14 protein-coding genes are annotated in these 17033 nt (G+C 72.3%); all 14 read left to right on the top strand.

The window, feature by feature from the left end:
- Window positions 1-289 precede the first annotated feature (289 nt).
- A complete protein-coding gene (gene pyrR, locus SM447_RS07355; RefSeq protein WP_474571982.1) occupies window positions 290-877 on the top strand; it encodes a bifunctional pyr operon transcriptional regulator/uracil phosphoribosyltransferase PyrR in 588 nt (195 codons plus the stop codon).
- A complete protein-coding gene (locus SM447_RS07350; RefSeq protein ID WP_474571981.1) occupies window positions 874-1800 on the top strand; it encodes an aspartate carbamoyltransferase catalytic subunit in 927 nt (308 codons plus the stop codon). Before pyrR ends, SM447_RS07350 begins: the two co-directional genes overlap by 4 nt.
- The gene (locus SM447_RS07345; protein ID WP_474571980.1) at window positions 1797-3074 is read left to right on the top strand and encodes a dihydroorotase; all 1278 of its coding nucleotides are present in this window, start codon (window positions 1797-1799) and stop codon (window positions 3072-3074) included. The genes SM447_RS07350 and SM447_RS07345 overlap by 4 nt, the downstream gene beginning before the upstream one ends.
- A complete protein-coding gene (carA, locus tag SM447_RS07340) occupies window positions 3071-4234 on the top strand; it encodes a glutamine-hydrolyzing carbamoyl-phosphate synthase small subunit (RefSeq protein ID WP_474571979.1) in 1164 nt (387 codons plus the stop codon). The genes SM447_RS07345 and carA overlap by 4 nt, the downstream gene beginning before the upstream one ends.
- Window positions 4227-7571, top strand: a complete 3345-nt coding sequence (gene carB / locus SM447_RS07335; RefSeq protein ID WP_474571978.1) for a carbamoyl-phosphate synthase large subunit — start codon at window positions 4227-4229, stop codon at window positions 7569-7571. Before carA ends, carB begins: the two co-directional genes overlap by 8 nt.
- Window positions 7572-7671: 100 nt before the next feature.
- The gene (locus tag SM447_RS07330; protein WP_474571977.1) at window positions 7672-8703 is read left to right on the top strand and encodes a quinone-dependent dihydroorotate dehydrogenase; all 1032 of its coding nucleotides are present in this window, start codon (window positions 7672-7674) and stop codon (window positions 8701-8703) included.
- A gap of 17 nt (window positions 8704-8720) precedes the next feature.
- Window positions 8721-9995, top strand: coding sequence for an adenosylmethionine--8-amino-7-oxononanoate transaminase (locus tag SM447_RS07325; RefSeq protein WP_474572356.1), 1275 nt, complete (start codon window positions 8721-8723; stop codon window positions 9993-9995).
- Window positions 9996-10152: 157 nt separating this feature from the next.
- Window positions 10153-10989 (top strand): orotidine-5'-phosphate decarboxylase, encoded by an 837-nt coding sequence (pyrF, locus tag SM447_RS07320; protein WP_474571976.1) that lies wholly within the window; start codon window positions 10153-10155, stop codon window positions 10987-10989.
- 171 nt (window positions 10990-11160) lie between these two features.
- Complete coding sequence (gene mihF, locus SM447_RS07315) at window positions 11161-11478, top strand: integration host factor, actinobacterial type (RefSeq protein ID WP_007458370.1); 318 nt, start codon at window positions 11161-11163, stop codon at window positions 11476-11478.
- A 25-nt stretch (window positions 11479-11503) separates the two neighbouring features.
- Window positions 11504-12037: a nucleoside/nucleotide kinase family protein gene (locus SM447_RS07310; RefSeq protein ID WP_474571975.1), complete on the top strand. Its 534-nt coding sequence runs from the start codon at window positions 11504-11506 to the stop codon at window positions 12035-12037.
- Between the two features lie 53 nt (window positions 12038-12090).
- Window positions 12091-12354: a DNA-directed RNA polymerase subunit omega gene (gene rpoZ / locus SM447_RS07305; protein WP_007075826.1), complete on the top strand. Its 264-nt coding sequence runs from the start codon at window positions 12091-12093 to the stop codon at window positions 12352-12354.
- 14 nt (window positions 12355-12368) lie between these two features.
- The gene (gene coaBC / locus SM447_RS07300; protein ID WP_474571974.1) at window positions 12369-13580 is read left to right on the top strand and encodes a bifunctional phosphopantothenoylcysteine decarboxylase/phosphopantothenate--cysteine ligase CoaBC; all 1212 of its coding nucleotides are present in this window, start codon (window positions 12369-12371) and stop codon (window positions 13578-13580) included.
- An 88-nt stretch (window positions 13581-13668) separates the two neighbouring features.
- Window positions 13669-14862, top strand: coding sequence for a methionine adenosyltransferase (gene metK / locus SM447_RS07295; protein ID WP_474571973.1), 1194 nt, complete (start codon window positions 13669-13671; stop codon window positions 14860-14862).
- Window positions 14859-16841, top strand: a complete 1983-nt coding sequence (locus SM447_RS07290; protein ID WP_474572355.1) for a primosomal protein N' — start codon at window positions 14859-14861, stop codon at window positions 16839-16841. Before metK ends, SM447_RS07290 begins: the two co-directional genes overlap by 4 nt.
- The last annotated feature ends 192 nt before the right edge of the window (window positions 16842-17033 follow it).

Here is a 17033-nt window from a genome sequence, read left to right as displayed (position 1 = left end):
TTCTCCCAGCGATCGCTACGGAGCGTGACGGTACGGGGATTCGTACACGTGGTCAAGTGGTCGTGACCTTCCCGTTGAGCACGCCGGGTGAGTTGTCCCGTTTCGCCTGGCTGACCGGTCGGTCAGCGAACATCGCCCCGTGGGGCCGTCGTCCCTGGTGCCCGCGCGTCGACGCGGCGGCGACCACTGGTAACGTTGCCGAAGCCCCTCCGCCGGTCGTACGCGGCCGGCCGGGAGGATCCGACGTCCTTTAACGACCCGTCCCGTGAGGCGGGGAAGGAGGTCCGCCGTGGCCTACCCATCGGCTGCCCAGTCGTCGCCACCGCGACAACCCTCGGTGAAGGTGATCCTGAGCAGCGCCGACGTGCAACGCGTCGTCGATCGCATCGCTCACCAGATCCTCGAGAAGACCCAGGGCGCGGCCGACACCGTGCTGCTCGGTATCCCCACCCGGGGCGCCCCTCTCGCTCGCCGCCTCGCCGCCCGGATCAGCGCCTTCGAGGGCATCTCCGTACCGGTCGGCGTGCTCGACATCACTCTCTACCGCGACGACCTGCGCCGACACGCCACCCGGGCGGTCGGCCCGACCCAGGTGCCGACCGGCGGCATCGACGGCCGGCGGGTGATCCTCGTCGACGACGTCCTCTTCTCCGGCCGGACCGTCCGGGCCGCCCTGGACGCGCTCGGCGACCTGGGGCGGCCGGCCTCGGTGCAGCTCGCCGTGCTGGTCGACCGCGGGCACCGGCAACTGCCGATCCGCGCCGACTACGTCGGCAAGAACATCCCGACCGCGCTGGCCGAGAGCGTGAAGGTGACGCTGGCCGAGACCGACGGCGCGGACGAGGTCCGGCTCTACGGCGAGGAGGCCCCCGCATGATCAGGCATCTGCTCTCGGGCGCCGACCTCGACGCCGACACCGCCACCGAGATCCTGGACACCGCCGCCGAGATGGCCGCGGTGGCCGGGCGCGAGGTCAAGAAGCTGCCCGCGTTGCGGGGCCGGACCGTCGTCAACCTCTTCTACGAGGATTCGACCCGTACCCGGATCTCGTTCGAGGCGGCGGCCAAGCGGCTCAGCGCCGACGTGATCAATTTCTCGGCCAAGGGCTCCAGTGTCGCCAAGGGCGAGAGCCTGAAGGACACCGCGCTGACCCTGCAGGCGATGGGGGCCGACGCGGTCGTGGTCCGCCATCCCGCCTCCGGTGCCCCGCACCGCCTCGCCGACTGGGTCGACGGTTCGGTGGTCAACGCCGGCGACGGCACCCACGAACATCCCACCCAGGCGCTGCTCGACGCGTACACCATGCGGTCCCGGCTGGGTCGGCTGGCCGGTCTGTCGGTGGCGGTGGTCGGTGACGTGCTGCACTCCCGGGTGGCCCGCTCCAACGTGCTGCTGCTGTCCACCCTCGGCGCCAAGGTCACCCTGGTCGGACCGCCCACGCTCATCCCGGTCGACATCGCCGCCGCGCTGGCCCCCGGCACCGACGTCTGCTACGACCTCGACGCGGTGCTGCCGTCGTCGGACGTGGTGATGATGCTGCGGGTGCAGCGGGAGCGGATGAACGACTCCTACTTCCCCTCCGCCCGCGAGTACGCCCGCCGCTACGGGCTGGACGGCCCGCGCATGGGTCGGCTGCCGGAGCACGCGATCGTCATGCATCCCGGCCCGATGAACCGGGGCATGGAGATCACGCCGGAGGTCGCGGACTCGCCCCGCTCCACCATCGTCGAACAGGTCGCCAACGGGGTCTCCGTCCGGATGGCCGTCCTCTACCTGCTGCTCGGGGGGAACAACCGGTGAACTCGTACCTGCTCAGGAACGTCAGCGTCCTCGGCGCCGCACCGACCGACCTGCTGATCCGCGACGGTGTCGTCGCCGAGACCGGCGCGGGGCTGTCCGCGCCGGACGCCACGGTGGTCGAGGCCGCCGGGCTGGTCGCCCTGCCCGGCCTGGTCGACCTGCACACCCATCTGCGCGAACCCGGCCGGGAGGACGCCGAGACCGTCGAGACCGGTTCCCGGGCGGCGGCGCTCGGCGGCTACACCGCGGTCTGCGCGATGGCGAACACCTCACCGGTGGCCGACACCGCCGGGGTGGTGGAGCAGGTGTGGCGGCTCGGCCGGGAGGCCGGACTGGTCGACGTGCAGCCGATCGGCGCGGTCACCGTCGGCCTGGCTGGTGAGCGCCTGGCCGAGCTGGGTGCGATGGCGGACTCGGCGGCCCGGGTGCGGATCTTCTCCGACGACGGGCACTGCGTCGCCGACCCCCGGCTGATGCGTCGTGCGCTGGAGTACGTGAAGGCCTTCGACGGGATCATCGCCCAGCACGCCGAGGAGCCCCGGCTCACCGAGGGCGCGCAGATGCACGAGGGCGAGGTCTCCACCCGGCTGGGCCTGACCGGCTGGCCGGCGGTGGCCGAGGAGGCGATCATCGCCCGGGACGTGCTGCTGGCCGAGCACGTCGGCAGCCGGCTGCACGTCTGCCACGTCTCCACCGCCGGCAGCGTGGAGGTGCTGCGCCAGGCCAAGGCCCGGGGGGTACGCGTCACCGCCGAGGTGACCCCGCACCACCTGCTGCTCACCGACACCAGTGCGGAGACCTACGACCCGGTTTTCAAGGTCAACCCGCCGCTGCGTACCGCCACCGACATCGCCGCGTTGCGCGCCGCCCTGGTCGACGGGGTGATCGACATCATCGCCACGGACCACGCCCCGCACGCGGTGGAGGACAAGGAGTGCGAGTGGGCGTACGCCCGGCCGGGCATGCTCGGGCTGGAGACGGCGCTGTCGATCGCGCTCGACGTGCTGGGCCCCGAGTGGGATCTGATCGCCGAGCGGATGTCCCGCACCCCGGCCCGGATCGCCGGGCTGACCGAGCACGGCCATGACCCGGCTCCGGGCGCACCGGCCAACCTGACCCTGGTCGACCCGGCGGCCCGCCGGTTGATCGAGCCGGCGGAGCTGGCCAGCCGCAGTCGCAACACCCCGTACGCCCGAATGACGCTGCCGGGTCGCATCGTGGCGACCTTCCTGCGTGGCGAGGCGACGGTCCTCGACGGAAAGGCGATCAAGTGAGTCGTAGGCGTTCAGCGATTCTCGTCCTGGAGGACGGGCGCACGTTCCACGGCGAGGCGTACGGCAGTGTGGGGGAGACCTTCGGCGAGGCGGTCTTCAACACCGGCATGACCGGCTACCAGGAGACGCTGACCGACCCGTCGTACCACCGTCAGGTGGTGGTGCAGACCGCCCCACACATCGGCAACACCGGCGTCAACAACGAGGACGACGAGTCCGACCGGATCTGGGTGGCCGGTTACGTGGTACGCGATCCGGCCCGGATCCACTCCAACTGGCGGGCCACCGGTGGACTGGAGGACCGGCTCGCCGCCGAGGGAGTGGTCGGCATCAGCGGGGTGGACACCCGGGCGCTGACCCGCCACCTGCGCGAGCGCGGCGCGATGCGGGTGGGTGTCTCCAGCATCGAGGACGACCCCCGGGCGTTGCTGGAACGGGTCCGCTCCTCGCCGCAGATGGTGGGCGCGGACCTCTCCGCCGAGGTGACCACCGCGAGGCCGTACGTGGTGCACGCCGAGGGCGAGCACCGGTTCACCGTGGCCGCGCTGGACCTGGGCATCAAGCGCAACGTGCCGCGTCGGCTCGCCGCGCGCGGCGTCACCACCCACGTGCTGCCGGCCGACTCGACCATCGAGGACCTGCTGGCCACCGGCGCCGACGCGGTCTTCTTCTCACCCGGCCCCGGTGACCCGGCGACCGCCGACGGGCCGGTCGCGCTGGCCCGGGAGGTGCTGACCCGGCGGATTCCGCTGTTCGGCATCTGCTTCGGCAGCCAGATTCTCGGTCGGGCGCTCGGCTTCGGCACCTACAAGCTCGGCTACGGGCACCGGGGCATCAACCAGCCGGTCCTGGACCGGGCCACCGGCAAGGTCGAGGTGACCAGCCACAACCACGGCTTCGCCGTCGAGGTGCCGGGTGTCCGGGCCGGGGCGGTCGTGCCCGACCAGGTGATCGAGACCGAGTTCGGGGGCGTGCAGGTCTCGCACGTCTGCCTCAACGACAACGTGGTCGAGGGGCTGCGGGCGCGCGACGTGCCCGCCTTCACCGTCCAGTACCACCCGGAGGCGGCGGCCGGCCCGCACGACGCGGACTACCTCTTCGACCGCTTCGCCGAGCTGATCGAGGGCCGGGCCCTCAGTGGGGGGCGTACGAATGCCTAAGCGGACCGATCTCAAGCACATCCTGGTCATCGGGTCGGGGCCGATCGTGATCGGCCAGGCCTGCGAGTTCGACTACTCCGGCACTCAGGCGTGCCGGGTGCTGCGCGCCGAGGGGATCCGGGTCAGCCTGGTCAACTCGAACCCGGCCACCATCATGACCGACCCGGAGTTCGCCGACGCCACCTACGTCGAGCCGATCACCCCGGAGTTCGTGGAGCTGGTCATCGCCAAGGAGCGCCCGGACGCGGTGCTGCCGACGCTCGGCGGGCAGACCGCCCTGAACACCGCCGTCGCGTTGCACGAGGCCGGGGTGCTGGAGAAGTACGGCGTCGAGCTGATCGGTGCGAACATCGACGCGATCCGGCGCGGCGAGGACCGGCAGCTGTTCAAGGAGATCGTGGCGAAGGCCGGCGTACGCCTCGGCGTGGCCGACCCGTCGAGCCTGGTGCCGCGTTCGCGGGTCTGCCATTCGATGGACGAGGTCCGCGAGACGGTGGCCGAGCTGGGCCTGCCCGTGGTGATCCGGCCGTCGTTCACGATGGGTGGCCTCGGTTCGGGCATGGCGCACACCGACGCCGACCTGGAGCGCATCGCGGGCTCCGGGCTGGCCGCCAGTCCGGTGCACGAGGTGCTGATCGAGGAGAGCGTGCTCGGCTGGAAGGAGTACGAGCTCGAACTCATGCGGGACCGCCACGACAACGTGGTGGTGGTCTGCTCGATCGAGAACCTCGACCCGATGGGCGTGCACACCGGCGACAGCGTGACCGTGGCGCCGGCCATGACGCTGACCGACCGGGAGTACCAGCACCTGCGTGACCTGGGTATCGCGGTGCTGCGCGAGGTCGGGGTGGACACCGGCGGCTGCAACATCCAGTTCGCGGTGAACCCGGCCGACGGCCGGATCGTCGTCATCGAGATGAACCCCCGGGTGTCCCGCTCCTCGGCGCTGGCGTCGAAGGCGACCGGCTTCCCGATCGCGAAGATCGCCGCGAAGCTGGCCATCGGCTACACCCTGGACGAGATCCCCAACGACATCACCCGCAAGACCCCGGCGGCCTTCGAGCCGACGCTGGACTACGTGGTGGTGAAGATTCCCCGGTTCGCGTTCGAGAAGTTCCCCGGCGCGGACCCGGAGCTGACCACCACGATGAAGTCGGTCGGCGAGGCGATGAGCCTCGGGCGCAACTTCACCGAGGCGCTGAACAAGGCGATGCGCTCGATGGAAACCAAGGCGGCAGGCTTCTGGACGGTCCCCGACCCGGCGGGGGCCACCCGGGAGAACACCCTGGCCGCCCTGGGCATGCCGCACGACGGGCGGCTGTACACGGTGGAGCGGGCGCTGCGGCTGGGTGCCTCGGTCGCCGAGGTCAGCGCGGCCTCCGGTGGTATCGATCCGTGGTTCCTGGACCAGATCGCCGCCCTGGTCGAGCTGCGGGCCGAGATCGTGGCGGCGCCGGTGCTGGACGCCGGGCTGCTGCGCCGGGCGAAGCGCGCCGGCCTGTCCGACGGGCAGTTGGCCGCGCTCCGCCCCGAGCTGGCCGCCGAGGACGGGGTGCGTACGCTGCGGCACCGCCTCGACATCCGGCCGGTCTACAAGACCGTGGACACCTGCGCGGCCGAGTTCGAGGCCACCACCCCGTACCACTACTCCTCGTACGACGCGGAGACGGAGGTGGTCGGCTCGGCGCGGCCGAAGGTGCTGATCCTGGGCTCCGGGCCGAACCGGATCGGGCAGGGCATCGAGTTCGACTACTCCTGCGTGCACGCGGTCATGGCCCTGCGGGGCGCCTTCGAGACCGTCATGGTGAACTGCAACCCGGAGACGGTCTCCACCGACTACGACACCGCCGACCGGCTCTACTTCGAGCCGCTGACCTTCGAGGACGTGCTGGAGGTCTGGCACGCGGAGGACACCTCCGGCCGGGCGGCCGGCGGGCCGGGCGTGGTCGGGGTGATCGTGCAGTTGGGCGGGCAGACGCCGCTCGGGCTGGCCCAGCGGCTCAAGGACGCCGGCGTGCCGGTGGTGGGTACCTCCCCGGAGTCGATCCACCTGGCCGAGGAGCGGGGCGCCTTCGGCTCGCTGCTGGCCCGGGCCGGTCTGCGCGCGCCAGCGCACGGGACCGCCACCTCGTACGAGGAGGCGAAGGAGATCGCCGACGAGATCGGCTACCCGGTGCTGGTCCGCCCGTCGTACGTGCTGGGCGGGCGCGGCATGGAGATCGTCTACGACGACACCACGCTGCGCGACTACATCGGCCGGGCCACGGACATCTCGCCGAACCATCCGGTGCTGGTCGACCGGTTCCTCGACGACGCCATCGAGATCGACGTGGACGCGCTCTGCGACGCCGACGGCGAGGTCTACCTCGGCGGGATCATGGAGCACATCGAGGAGGCGGGCATCCACTCCGGCGACTCCTCCTGCGCCCTGCCCCCGATCACCCTGGCCAGCTCGCACGTGGCCCAGGTCCGCCGGTACACCGAGGCGATCGCGCGGGGCATCGGCGTACGCGGCCTGCTCAACGTGCAGTACGCGCTGAAGGACGACGCGCTGTACGTGCTGGAGGCCAACCCGCGCGCCTCGCGTACCGTGCCGTTCGTCTCGAAGGCCACGGCGGTGCCGCTGGCGAAGGCGGCGGCCCGGATCGCGCTCGGCGCGACCCTGGCCGAGCTGCGCGCCGAGGGCATGTTGCCGGCGACCGGGGACGGTGGTTCGCTGCCGCCGGACGCCCCGATCGCGGTGAAGGAGGCGGTGCTGCCGTTCAAGCGGTTCCGCACGCCCGCCGGCAAGGGCGTGGACTCGCTGCTCGGCCCGGAGATGAAGTCGACCGGCGAGGTGATGGGGATCGACACCTCCTTCGGCCACGCCTTCGCCAAGTCGCAGTCGGCCGCGTACGGGTCGTTGCCGACCGAGGGCAGGATCTTCGTCTCGGTGGCCAACCGCGACAAGCGCGGCATGATCTTCCCGATCAAGCGCCTGGCCGACCTCGGCTTCGAGATCGTCGCGACCAGCGGTACGGCCGAGGTGCTGCGCCGGCACGGCATCGCCTGTGAGCAGGTCCCGAAGCACTACGAGGCTGATTCCGACGACGACGCGGTGTCGCTGATCCTGGGCGGTCACGTCGCCCTGGTCGTCAACACGCCGCAGGGTTCCGGTGCCAGCGCCCGCTCGGACGGCTACGAGATCCGCAGCGCGGCGGTGACCGCCGACATCCCCTGCATCACCACCGTGCCCGGCGCCGCCGCCGCCGTCATGGGCATCGAGGCCCGGATCCGGGGTGACATGCAGGTACGCCCCCTCCAGGCCCTGCACGCCACCCTCCGGTCCGCCCAGTGACTCCCCGGCTCTCGTCGATCATGAAGTTGTTGTCGACCGCCTCGGCGTGTTTGGACGACAACTTCATGATCGACGCCCGGCGGCCAGGGGGAGGGCGGGGTTGATGTTTGAGGGGACGGTGCGGCGGGGGTTGTTCCGGGTCGGTGGGGGGGACGCGGAGGCGGCGCACGAGTGGACGTTGCGGCGGTTGAGCGCGCTGTCGCGGACGCCGGTCGCGTTGGCGGCGTTGCGGGCCCGGTACGCCGTGGACGCGCCGCGCACGGTGTTCGGGGTCCGCTTCCCGAACCCGGTCGGCCTGGCCGCGGGGATGGACAAGGACGGTGTGGCGCTGCCGGCGTGGCCGGCGCTGGGCTTCGGTTTCGTCGAGGTCGGCACGGTGACGGCGCGCCCGCAGCCGGGCAACCCCCGACCCCGGCTGTTCCGGCTCGCCGACAGCGAAGCCGTGATCAACAGGATGGGCTTCAACAACGCCGGGGCCCAGGCGCTGGCGGACCGGCTGGCGGCGCTGCCGAGACCGCTCGGCGTACCGCTGGGCATCTCGCTGGGCAAGTCGAAGGTGACGGCCCTGGACGACGCGGTGGCGGACTACCGCGAGTCGTACCTCGCGCTGCGCGGCCACGGTGACTACTTCGCGGTCAACGTCTCCTCACCGAACACGCCCGGCCTGCGCGCGTTGCAGGACCGCGGGCACCTGGACGCGCTGCTGGCGGCCCTGGTGGGGGAGAAGCCCGTACTGGTGAAGATCGCCCCCGACCTCACCGAGCCGGCCATCGCGGAGTTGCTGGAGGTCTGCCTGGCCCGGGGCGCCGCCGGGGTGATCGCCACGAACACCACCCTCGGCCGGGACGGGCTGGCCCCGGCCGACCGGGCACGCTCCGGCGAGGCCGGCGGGCTGTCCGGGCGACCGCTTGCCGACCGGGCGCGGCAGGTGGTCGCCTTCGTCCACGGCGAGACGGGCGGGCGACTGCCGATCATCGGGGTGGGCGGCATCGTCGATCCCGACGACGCGGCCCGGATGTTCGACGCCGGCGCCAGCCTCGTGCAGCTCTACACCGGCTTCATCTACCGCGGCCCCGCACTGCCCCGCGCCGTCGCCCGCGCATCCCGCTCAGCCCCACCCCCACCCCCATGACCCGCACCCCCGACCGGATGACGCCGGAGGAGATTGTCGCCGCCGACGCGGCGCACGTGTGGCATCCGTACGCGGTGCTGCCGCCCGCCGTGGTGCCGTACGTGGTGGAGAGCGCCCAGGGGGTGCGGCTGCGGCTGGCGGACGGGCGTGAGCTGGTCGACGGGATGTCCTCGTGGTGGGCGGCGATCCACGGGTACCGGCATCCGGTGCTGGACGCGGCGGTGACCGACCAGTTGGGGCGGATGAGTCACGTCATGTTCGGCGGCCTCACCCACGCGCCGGCCGTGGAGCTGGCCCGGACTCTGGTCGAGCTGGCGCCGGAGGGGTTGGAGCACGTGTTCCTGGCCGACTCCGGTTCGGTCAGCGTCGAGGTGGCGGTGAAGATGTGCCTGCAGTACCAGCGGGCCACCGGCGGACCGCAGCGCCGCCGGCTGGGCACCTGGCGGGGCGGGTACCACGGCGACACCTTCCACCCGATGAGCGTCTGCGACCCGGAGGGCGGCATGCACCACCTCTGGGGGGACGTGCTGCCGCGACAGGTCTTCGCCCCGGCGCCGCCGGGCGGCTTCGACGGGCCGCCGGATCCGGCGTACGAGGCGGCGCTGGTCGACGCGGTCGAGCGGCATGCCCACGAGTTGGCCGCGGTGATCGTGGAGCCGGTGGTGCAGGGCGCGGGTGGGATGCGTTTCCACCACCCGCACTACCTGCGGGTGCTGCGCGAGGTGACGCGCGCGCACGGGGTGCTGCTGATCTTCGACGAGATCGCGACCGGCTTCGGCCGTACCGGGACGATGTTCGCCGCCGAGCACGCCGGGGTCACCCCGGACGTGCTCTGTGTCGGCAAGGCGCTCACCGGTGGCTACCTCACGCTGGCCGCCGCCCTGTGTACGGCGGAGGTCGCCCGGGGGATCAGGATGGGCGGTGTGCTCGCGCACGGCCCGACGTTCATGGGTAACCCGCTCGCCTGCGCGGTCGCCAACGCCTCGCTGGGTCTGTTGCGCGCCGGCGACTGGGCCGGGCAGGTGGCGAGGCTCCAGCGGGGCCTGCGGGCCGGGCTGGAGCCGTTGCGCGCTGCGCCGGGGGTGGTGGACGTGCGGGTGCTCGGCGGCATCGGCGTGGTCCAACTGGACCACGAGGTGGACCTGGGCGCGGCCACGGCCGCCGCGGTGGCGCAGGGGGTGTGGCTGCGCCCGTTCCGGGATCTGGTCTACGCGATGCCGCCGTACGTCACCTCGGACGCCGACCTGTCGATCATCACCGCGGGTATCGCGGCGGCGGTCGCGGCGGGCTGAGTAGGCGAACGCCGACGCCCGACTCGATTTGAGTAGCGGTGATCGGCAGCTGTTGCGAATTGGAGTACCCGGGTGCCGCCCCTGTCCGAGCCTGCTGAGTAGGTCGGCGGCGGCGGAGAACCCGGTCGGCGGAGGACGAGAGGAAGGCACTGGCGGTATGGAGAGCTTCGGCGCCCGGCTGCACCGGGCGATCGGCGAGCGGGGTCCGCTCTGCGTGGGGATCGACCCGCACCCGGCCCTGCTGGCGCGGTGGGGTCTTGGTGACGACGTGGCGGGGCTCGACCGCTTCGCCCGGACCGTCGTGGACGCCCTCGGTGACCGGGTTGCGGTGGTCAAGCCGCAGTCGGCGTTCTTCGAGCGATTCGGGTCCCAAGGCGTGGCGGTACTTGAGTCAACTATCCGACAGTTACGAAATCTCGGCTCGCTCGTTCTGCTCGACGTCAAGCGCGGCGACATCGGCTCGACGGTCCGCGCGTACGCGTCGGCCTACCTTGATCCATCCAGCCCCATGTATGTCGACGCGGTGACCGCGAGTCCGTTCCTGGGGGTCGGTTCGCTCTCCCCGATGTTCGAGCTGGCCGCCGAGCACGGCGGTGGCGTCTTCGTCCTCGCGCTCACCTCCAACCCCGAGGGCGCCTCGGTGCAGCGGGCCCGCGGTGCCGACGGCCGCACCGTCGCGCAGACGGTTCTCGACGAGATTTCCCAGCTCAACGCGGGTGCCGAGCCGCTGGGGAGCGTCGGAGCAGTGATCGGCGCGACCGTCGGTGAGACCGGCTGCGACCTGTCGTCGGTGAACGGACCGCTGCTCGCTCCGGGCCTCGGGGCACAGGGCGCCACGGCGGCGGATCTGCGGATCGTCTTCGGTTCCGCGCTGCCCGCCGTGCTGCCCGCGTACTCCCGGGAGGTGTTGGGTGCCGGGCCCGACCCGGAGGCGTTGCGGGCCGCCGCGGACCGGGCCGTGGCGGACTGCCGGGCGGTCCTGGCGATGTCATGACTGACTGACGGCTCGGTCACTTTGCGGTGATCATTGCGTGCCCACGTTGCCGAAAGCTCCGTTGACCGCTAGTTTTCCCCGCGCTGGGAACCCCTTGGTTCACAGCGACACCACGTTTCACAGATGCGGCGGCGCGTCCCGCCCGTCGCGATAGGGACCTGAGGAGAACTGGTGCCGCTCCCGTCACTGACCCCCGAGCAGCGCGCAGCCGCGCTGGAGAAGGCTGCGGAGATCCGCAAAGCCCGTGCCGAGCTGAAGGAGCAGCTCAAGCAGGGCAAGACCACCCTCGGAGCCGTTCTTGAGCGGGCCGAGTCCGACGATGTCGTCGGCAAGCTCAAGGTGTCGGCCGTGCTGCAGGCCATGCCGGGCATCGGCAAGATCCGGGCTACCCAGATCATGGAGAAGCTCAAGATCGCCGATAGCCGTCGCCTGCGTGGCCTCGGCGAGCAGCAGCGCAAGGCCCTGCTTGGGGAGTTCGCCGCCAACTGAGCACGACTGCGTGTAGAAACAAGCAGTGAGCTTGGATGACGAGGCGCGCCCGGCGGCTCGGCTCACTGTCCTGGCCGGCCCATCCGGCGCCGGCAGGGAGAGTGTCGTCGAGCTGATCCGGGCGCGTTCTCCGTCAGTGTGGACGCCGGTCACGGTCACCACCCGGCCTCGCGGGGCCAGCGAACTGGACGGCGTCCACCGCCACTTCGTCACGCCGGAGGAGTTCGACCACCGGCTCGCCGCCGGCGAGTTGCTGGAGTGGAGCCGGCTCGGTGCCCACCGGCGTGGCACGGAGATCACCCCGCTGCGCAGCCGGCTCGCCGCCGGGCAGCCGGTGCTGCTCCCGCTCGACCTCGACGGGGCGATGCTGGTGCGGACCGGGTGGCCCCGGGCCCGACTCGTGCTACTCCATCCGCCCGGTCGGCTTCCGAACCCGGCCGTGGCGGCGGCGTTCGACCTCAGCGTGTCCCACGACCGCATCGAGCGGGTCGTGGACGAACTGGTAGGATTCATCGGTTCTTCCTTCCTGGCTCCGGCCCGGCCGCGTCCGCGCGGTTGAGCGCCGGCGCCGCGCTCACGCGCGGTCCGTGCGAAAGACGCAGAGGTTTATCCGTGGGATCCATCGCCAACCCCGAAGGCATCACCAACCCGCCGATCGACGAGCTCCTGGAGAAGACGACGTCGAAGTACGCGCTGGTCATCTTCGCGGCCAAGCGCGCCCGCCAGGTCAACGCCTACTACAGCCAGCTCGGCGAGGGCCTGCTGGAGTACGTCGGCCCGCTGGTCGAGACCACTCCCCAGGAGAAGCCGCTCTCCATCGCGATGCGCGAGATCAACGCGGGCCTGCTCACCGCTGAGCCGACCGACCAGCCGTAACCTCCCGCGCGTCGATGAGCGCCCGGATCATCCTCGGCGTCGGCGGCGGGATCGCCGCCTACAAGGCGTGCGAGCTGCTGCGCCTGTTCACCGAGTCGGGTCACCAGGTCCGCGTGGTGCCGACCGCGGCCGCGCTGCGCTTCGTCGGCGCACCGACCTGGGCGGCGCTCTCCGGGCAGCCCGTCGCCGAGGACGTCTGGTCCGACGTGCACGAGGTGCCGCACGTGCGACTCGGTCAGCAGGCCGACCTGGTGGTGGTCGCGCCCGCCACCGCCGACCTGCTGGCCCGGGCCGCCCACGGCCTCGCCGACGATCTACTCACCAACACCCTGCTCACCGCTCGCTGCCCGGTGTTGCTGGCCCCGGCCATGCACACCGAGATGTGGGAACACCCGGCCACCGTCGAGAACGTCGCGTCGTTGCGGGCCCGGGGCGTCCGGGTCGTCGAGCCGGCCGTGGGGCGGCTCACCGGTGTCGACACCGGCAAGGGGCGGCTGCCCGAGCCGACGGAGATCTTCGCCGTGGCCCGCCGCATCCTGGCGCGTGGCGTCGACGCGCCGGCCGACCTGACCGGCCGCCGGGTGGTGGTCACCGCCGGTGGCACCCGGGAGCCGCTGGATCCGGTGCGCTTCCTGGGTAACCGCTCGTCCGGAAAGCAGGGTTACGCGTTCGCCCGTTCCGCCCTTGCCCGTGGTGCCCGGGTCACGCTGATCTCGGCCAACGTCGAGCTGCCCGACCCGGCCGGCGCGGATCTGATCCGTGTCGGCACCACCGGCGAACTACGCGAGGCGACGCTGAAGGCGGCGGTGGACGCCGACGCGGTGGTGATGGCGGCCGCTCCCGCCGATTTCCGGCCGGCGACGTACGCGCCTGGCAAAATCAAGAAGTCGGACGACGGCACCGCACCCACCATCGAACTCGTGACCAACCCGGACATCGCCGCCGAGCTGGGGCAGCGTCGTCGACCGGAGCAGGTGCTGGTGGTGTTCGCCGCCGAGACCGGCGACGCCGAGGCCAACGGACGGGCCAAGCTGGCCCGTAAGCGGGCCGACCTCATCGTCATCAACGAGGTCGGGCCGGACAAGGTCTTCGGCGCCGAGACCAACGCGGCCACCGTCATCAGCGTGGACGGTTCGGTCAGCCGGATGCCCGAGCAGTCCAAGGAGGATCTCGCCGACGGCGTGTGGGACCTGGTGGTCGCACGGCTCACCGGTGGCTCCTCCTGACGGCTGGACTCAAGACGACCGTCGACGGTGCCGTGGACGGTTGGTGACTACACTGCCGCGGAACGACGTCCAAGAACTTAGGAGTACCGTGACACGCCGCCTCTTCACGTCCGAATCGGTCACGGAAGGCCACCCGGACAAGATCGCCGACCAGATCAGTGACGGCATCCTCGATGCCCTGTTGACGCAGGATCCGCACAGCCGGGTGGCCGTGGAGACCCTGATCACCACCGGTCAGGTGCACGTCGCCGGTGAGGTGACGACCAAGGCCTACGCCGACATCCCGACGATCGTGCGGGAGACCATCCTGGGCATCGGCTACGACTCGTCGAAGAAGGGGTTCGACGGGGCGTCGTGCGGGGTGAGCGTCTCCATCGGCTCCCAGTCGCCGGACATCGCGCAGGGTGTGGACAACGCGTTCGAGCTGCGTACCGGGGCGTCGGAGAGCGCGCTGGACGCGCAGGGTGCCGGTGACCAGGGCATGATGTTCGGCTTCGCCTGCTCGGAGACGCCCGAGCTGATGCCGCTGCCGATCGCGCTCGCCCACCGGCTGGCCCGCCGGCTCGCCGCGGTACGCAAGGACGGCACGGTGCCCTACCTGCGTCCGGACGGCAAGACCCAGGTCACGATCGAGTACGACGGCCTGCGTCCGGTACGCCTCAACACGGTGGTGGTGTCCAGCCAGCACGCCGCGGACATCTCGCTGGAGTCGCTGCTCACCCCGGACGTGCGTGACCACGTCATCGCTCCCGAGCTGGAGAGCCTGGGCCTGGACACCGAGGGCTACCGGCTGCTGGTCAACCCCACCGGTCGGTTCGAGATCGGTGGCCCGATGGGCGACGCGGGTCTGACCGGGCGCAAGATCATCGTGGACACCTACGGCGGCTACGCCCGGCACGGCGGTGGCGCGTTCTCCGGCAAGGACCCGTCGAAGGTCGACCGCTCGGCCGCGTACGCGATGCGGTGGGTGGCCAAGAACGTGGTGGCCGCGGGCCTGGCGGAGCGGTGTGAGGTGCAGGTCGCGTACGCGATCGGCAAGGCGCACCCGGTGAGCCTGTTCATCGAGACGTTCGGCACCGAGACGGTGCCGGTGGCCTCGATCGAGAAGGCCGTCACCGAGATCTTCGACCTGCGTCCGGCCGCGATCATCCGGGACCTGCACCTGCTGCGCCCGATCTACGCCCAGACCGCGGCCTACGGCCACTTCGGCCGTGAGCTTCCCGACCTGACCTGGGAGTCCACCGACCGTGCCGCCGACCTCAAGTCGGCCGCGGGAGCCTGACAACCACCCGGCGTGACGACCGGCGGCCCGCTGACGGGTCGCCGGTCGCCCGTGTCTGCGTCGATGTGCCGCTGGCCCACCTGGACCGGCCCTTCGACTACCTGGTTCCGCAGGCGCTCTCCGCCGACGCCGTACCCGGTGTCCGGGTGAAGGTGCGCTTCGCCGGCCAACTGGTCGACGGGTGGCTGCTGGAGCGGACCGAACGATCCGAGCATCCCCGGCTCACGTACCTGGACAAGGTCGTCTCGCCGGTGCCGGTGCTCGCCCCGGAGGTGGCCCAGCTGGCCCGGGTCGTCGCCGACCGGTACGCCGGCAGCCTGGCCGACGTGCTGCGGCTGGCGGTCCCGCCGCGGCACGCCCGGGTGGAGAAGGAGCCGGCCCCGGACGAGGCGGACCCGGCGAGCGGGTCGCACCCCGACACGGTGCCGGAGCCCGGCGGCTGGCGCGACTACCCGGCCGGGCCGGCGCTGCTGCGGGCCCTGGCCGACGGGCGCGACCCGCGGGCGGTGTGGTCGGCGCTGCCCGGGGAGGACTGGGCGGCCCGCTACGCCACCGCTGTCGCCGCGACGGTGGCCGCCGGCCGGGGCGCGCTGGTGGTGGTCGCCGACGGGCGGGATCTGGACCGGCTCGACGCCGCGCTCACCGCTCAGCTCGGCGCGGGTCGGCACGTCTGCCTGTCGGCCGCCCTCGGCCCGGCGCGCCGCTACCGCGCCTTCCTGGCGGCCCGTCGCGGCGACGCGCCGGTGGTGATCGGCACCCGGGCGGCGATGTTCGCCCCGGTCGCCCGGCTGGGACTGGTGGCCATCTGGGACGACGGGGACGACCTGCACGCCGAGCCGCGAGCACCCTACCCACACGCCCGTGAGGTGCTGCTCACCCGCGCCCAGTTGGCCGGGGCGGGGGCACTGGTCGGCGGCTACGCCCGCACCGCCGAGGCCCAGCTGCTGCTGGAGACCGGTTGGGCCCGCGAGGTGAGCGCCGACCGGGCCGTGCTGCGGGCGCGTACCCCGGCGATCGTGCCGACCGGTGACGATCCCCAGCTGGCGCGCGACCCCGGCGCGGCGACCGCCCGGTTGCCGAGCCTGGCCTGGACCGCCGCCCGGGACGCGCTGCGCGCGGAGCTGCCGGTCCTGGTGCAGGTGCCCCGCCGTGGCTATCTGCCCTCGGTGGCCTGCGCCGACTGCCGTACCCCGGCCCGCTGCCCGCACTGTTCCGGGCCGCTCGCGTTGCCGTCCGCGGGCGGGGCGCCGGCCTGCCGCTGGTGCGCCCGGATCGCCGCCTCGTACGCCTGTCCGCAGTGCGGCGGGCGGCGGCTGCGCGCCTCGGTCACCGGTGCCCGGCGGACCGCCGAGGAACTCGGACGGGCGTTCCCGGGGGTGCCGGTGCGCACCTCCGGACGGGAGGAGGTGCTGGCCGAGGTGCCCGGCGGTGCCGGCCTGGTGATCGCGACCCCGGGGGCCGAGCCGGTCGCGGGCGGCGGCTACGGGGCGGTGCTGCTGCTGGACACCTGGGCGTTGCTCACCCGGGCCGACCTGCGCGCCGGGGAGGAGACGCTGCGCCGCTGGATGACCGCGGCCGCCCTGGCCCGACCGGCGGCCGACGGGGGACGGGTCGTGGTGGTCGCCGACGGCGCACTCGCACCCGTGCAGGCGTTGCTGCGCTGGGACGCCGGCTGGTTCGCCGCCCGGGAACTGGCCGAGCGGCGGGAACTCGGCTTCCCGCCGGCGGTGCGGATGGCCAGCGTCACGGGCCTGCCGGCCGCGGTGGCCGACCTGCTGGCCCAGGCGCGTCTGCCCGACGGTGCGGAGGTGCTCGGTCCGGTGCCCGCCGACGGGGAGCGGGAGCGGATGCTGGTACGGGTGCCGAGAGCCCGCGCCGCGGCGATGGCCGATGCGCTGCACGCGGCGGCCGGGGCGCGCAGCGCCCGCAAGGCCAACGACCCGGTGCGCCTCCAGGTCGATCCGCTCACCCTGTTCTGAGCCGACGCCTCGGCCCGGAGCCGGCGGTGACGAAGGGTGACAGCCGGCGGGGGTCCATGCCCGGATAGTCGCGTTATGTGACCCGAACATGGCACTGAGTGTCGACGCGCCCACCCGTGGTCGCGTCCTCAGGCCGGACCCGGCCGGAGTGGTAGCATCGCCCTTCATGCCGGGGCGTACGGCGACTCCAGG

Source organism: Micromonospora aridisoli, from assembly GCF_056150025.1.
The sequence above is the reverse complement of the archived record's forward strand: the minus strand, read 5'-3'. Positions and strand labels throughout refer to the sequence as shown.

Excerpts from the sequence above, each read along its gene's own strand:
- SM447_RS07350 (WP_474571981.1), top strand. The coding sequence starts at position 874 with ATGATCAGGCATCTGCTCTCGGGCGCCGACCTCGACGCCGACACCGCC.
- SM447_RS07325 (WP_474572356.1), top strand. The coding sequence starts at position 8,721 with ATGACGCCGGAGGAGATTGTCGCCGCCGACGCGGCGCACGTGTGGCAT.
- pyrF (WP_474571976.1), top strand. The coding sequence starts at position 10,153 with ATGGAGAGCTTCGGCGCCCGGCTGCACCGGGCGATCGGCGAGCGGGGT.
- carB (WP_474571978.1), top strand. The coding sequence starts at position 4,227 with ATGCCTAAGCGGACCGATCTCAAGCACATCCTGGTCATCGGGTCGGGG.
- coaBC (WP_474571974.1), top strand. The coding sequence starts at position 12,369 with ATGAGCGCCCGGATCATCCTCGGCGTCGGCGGCGGGATCGCCGCCTAC.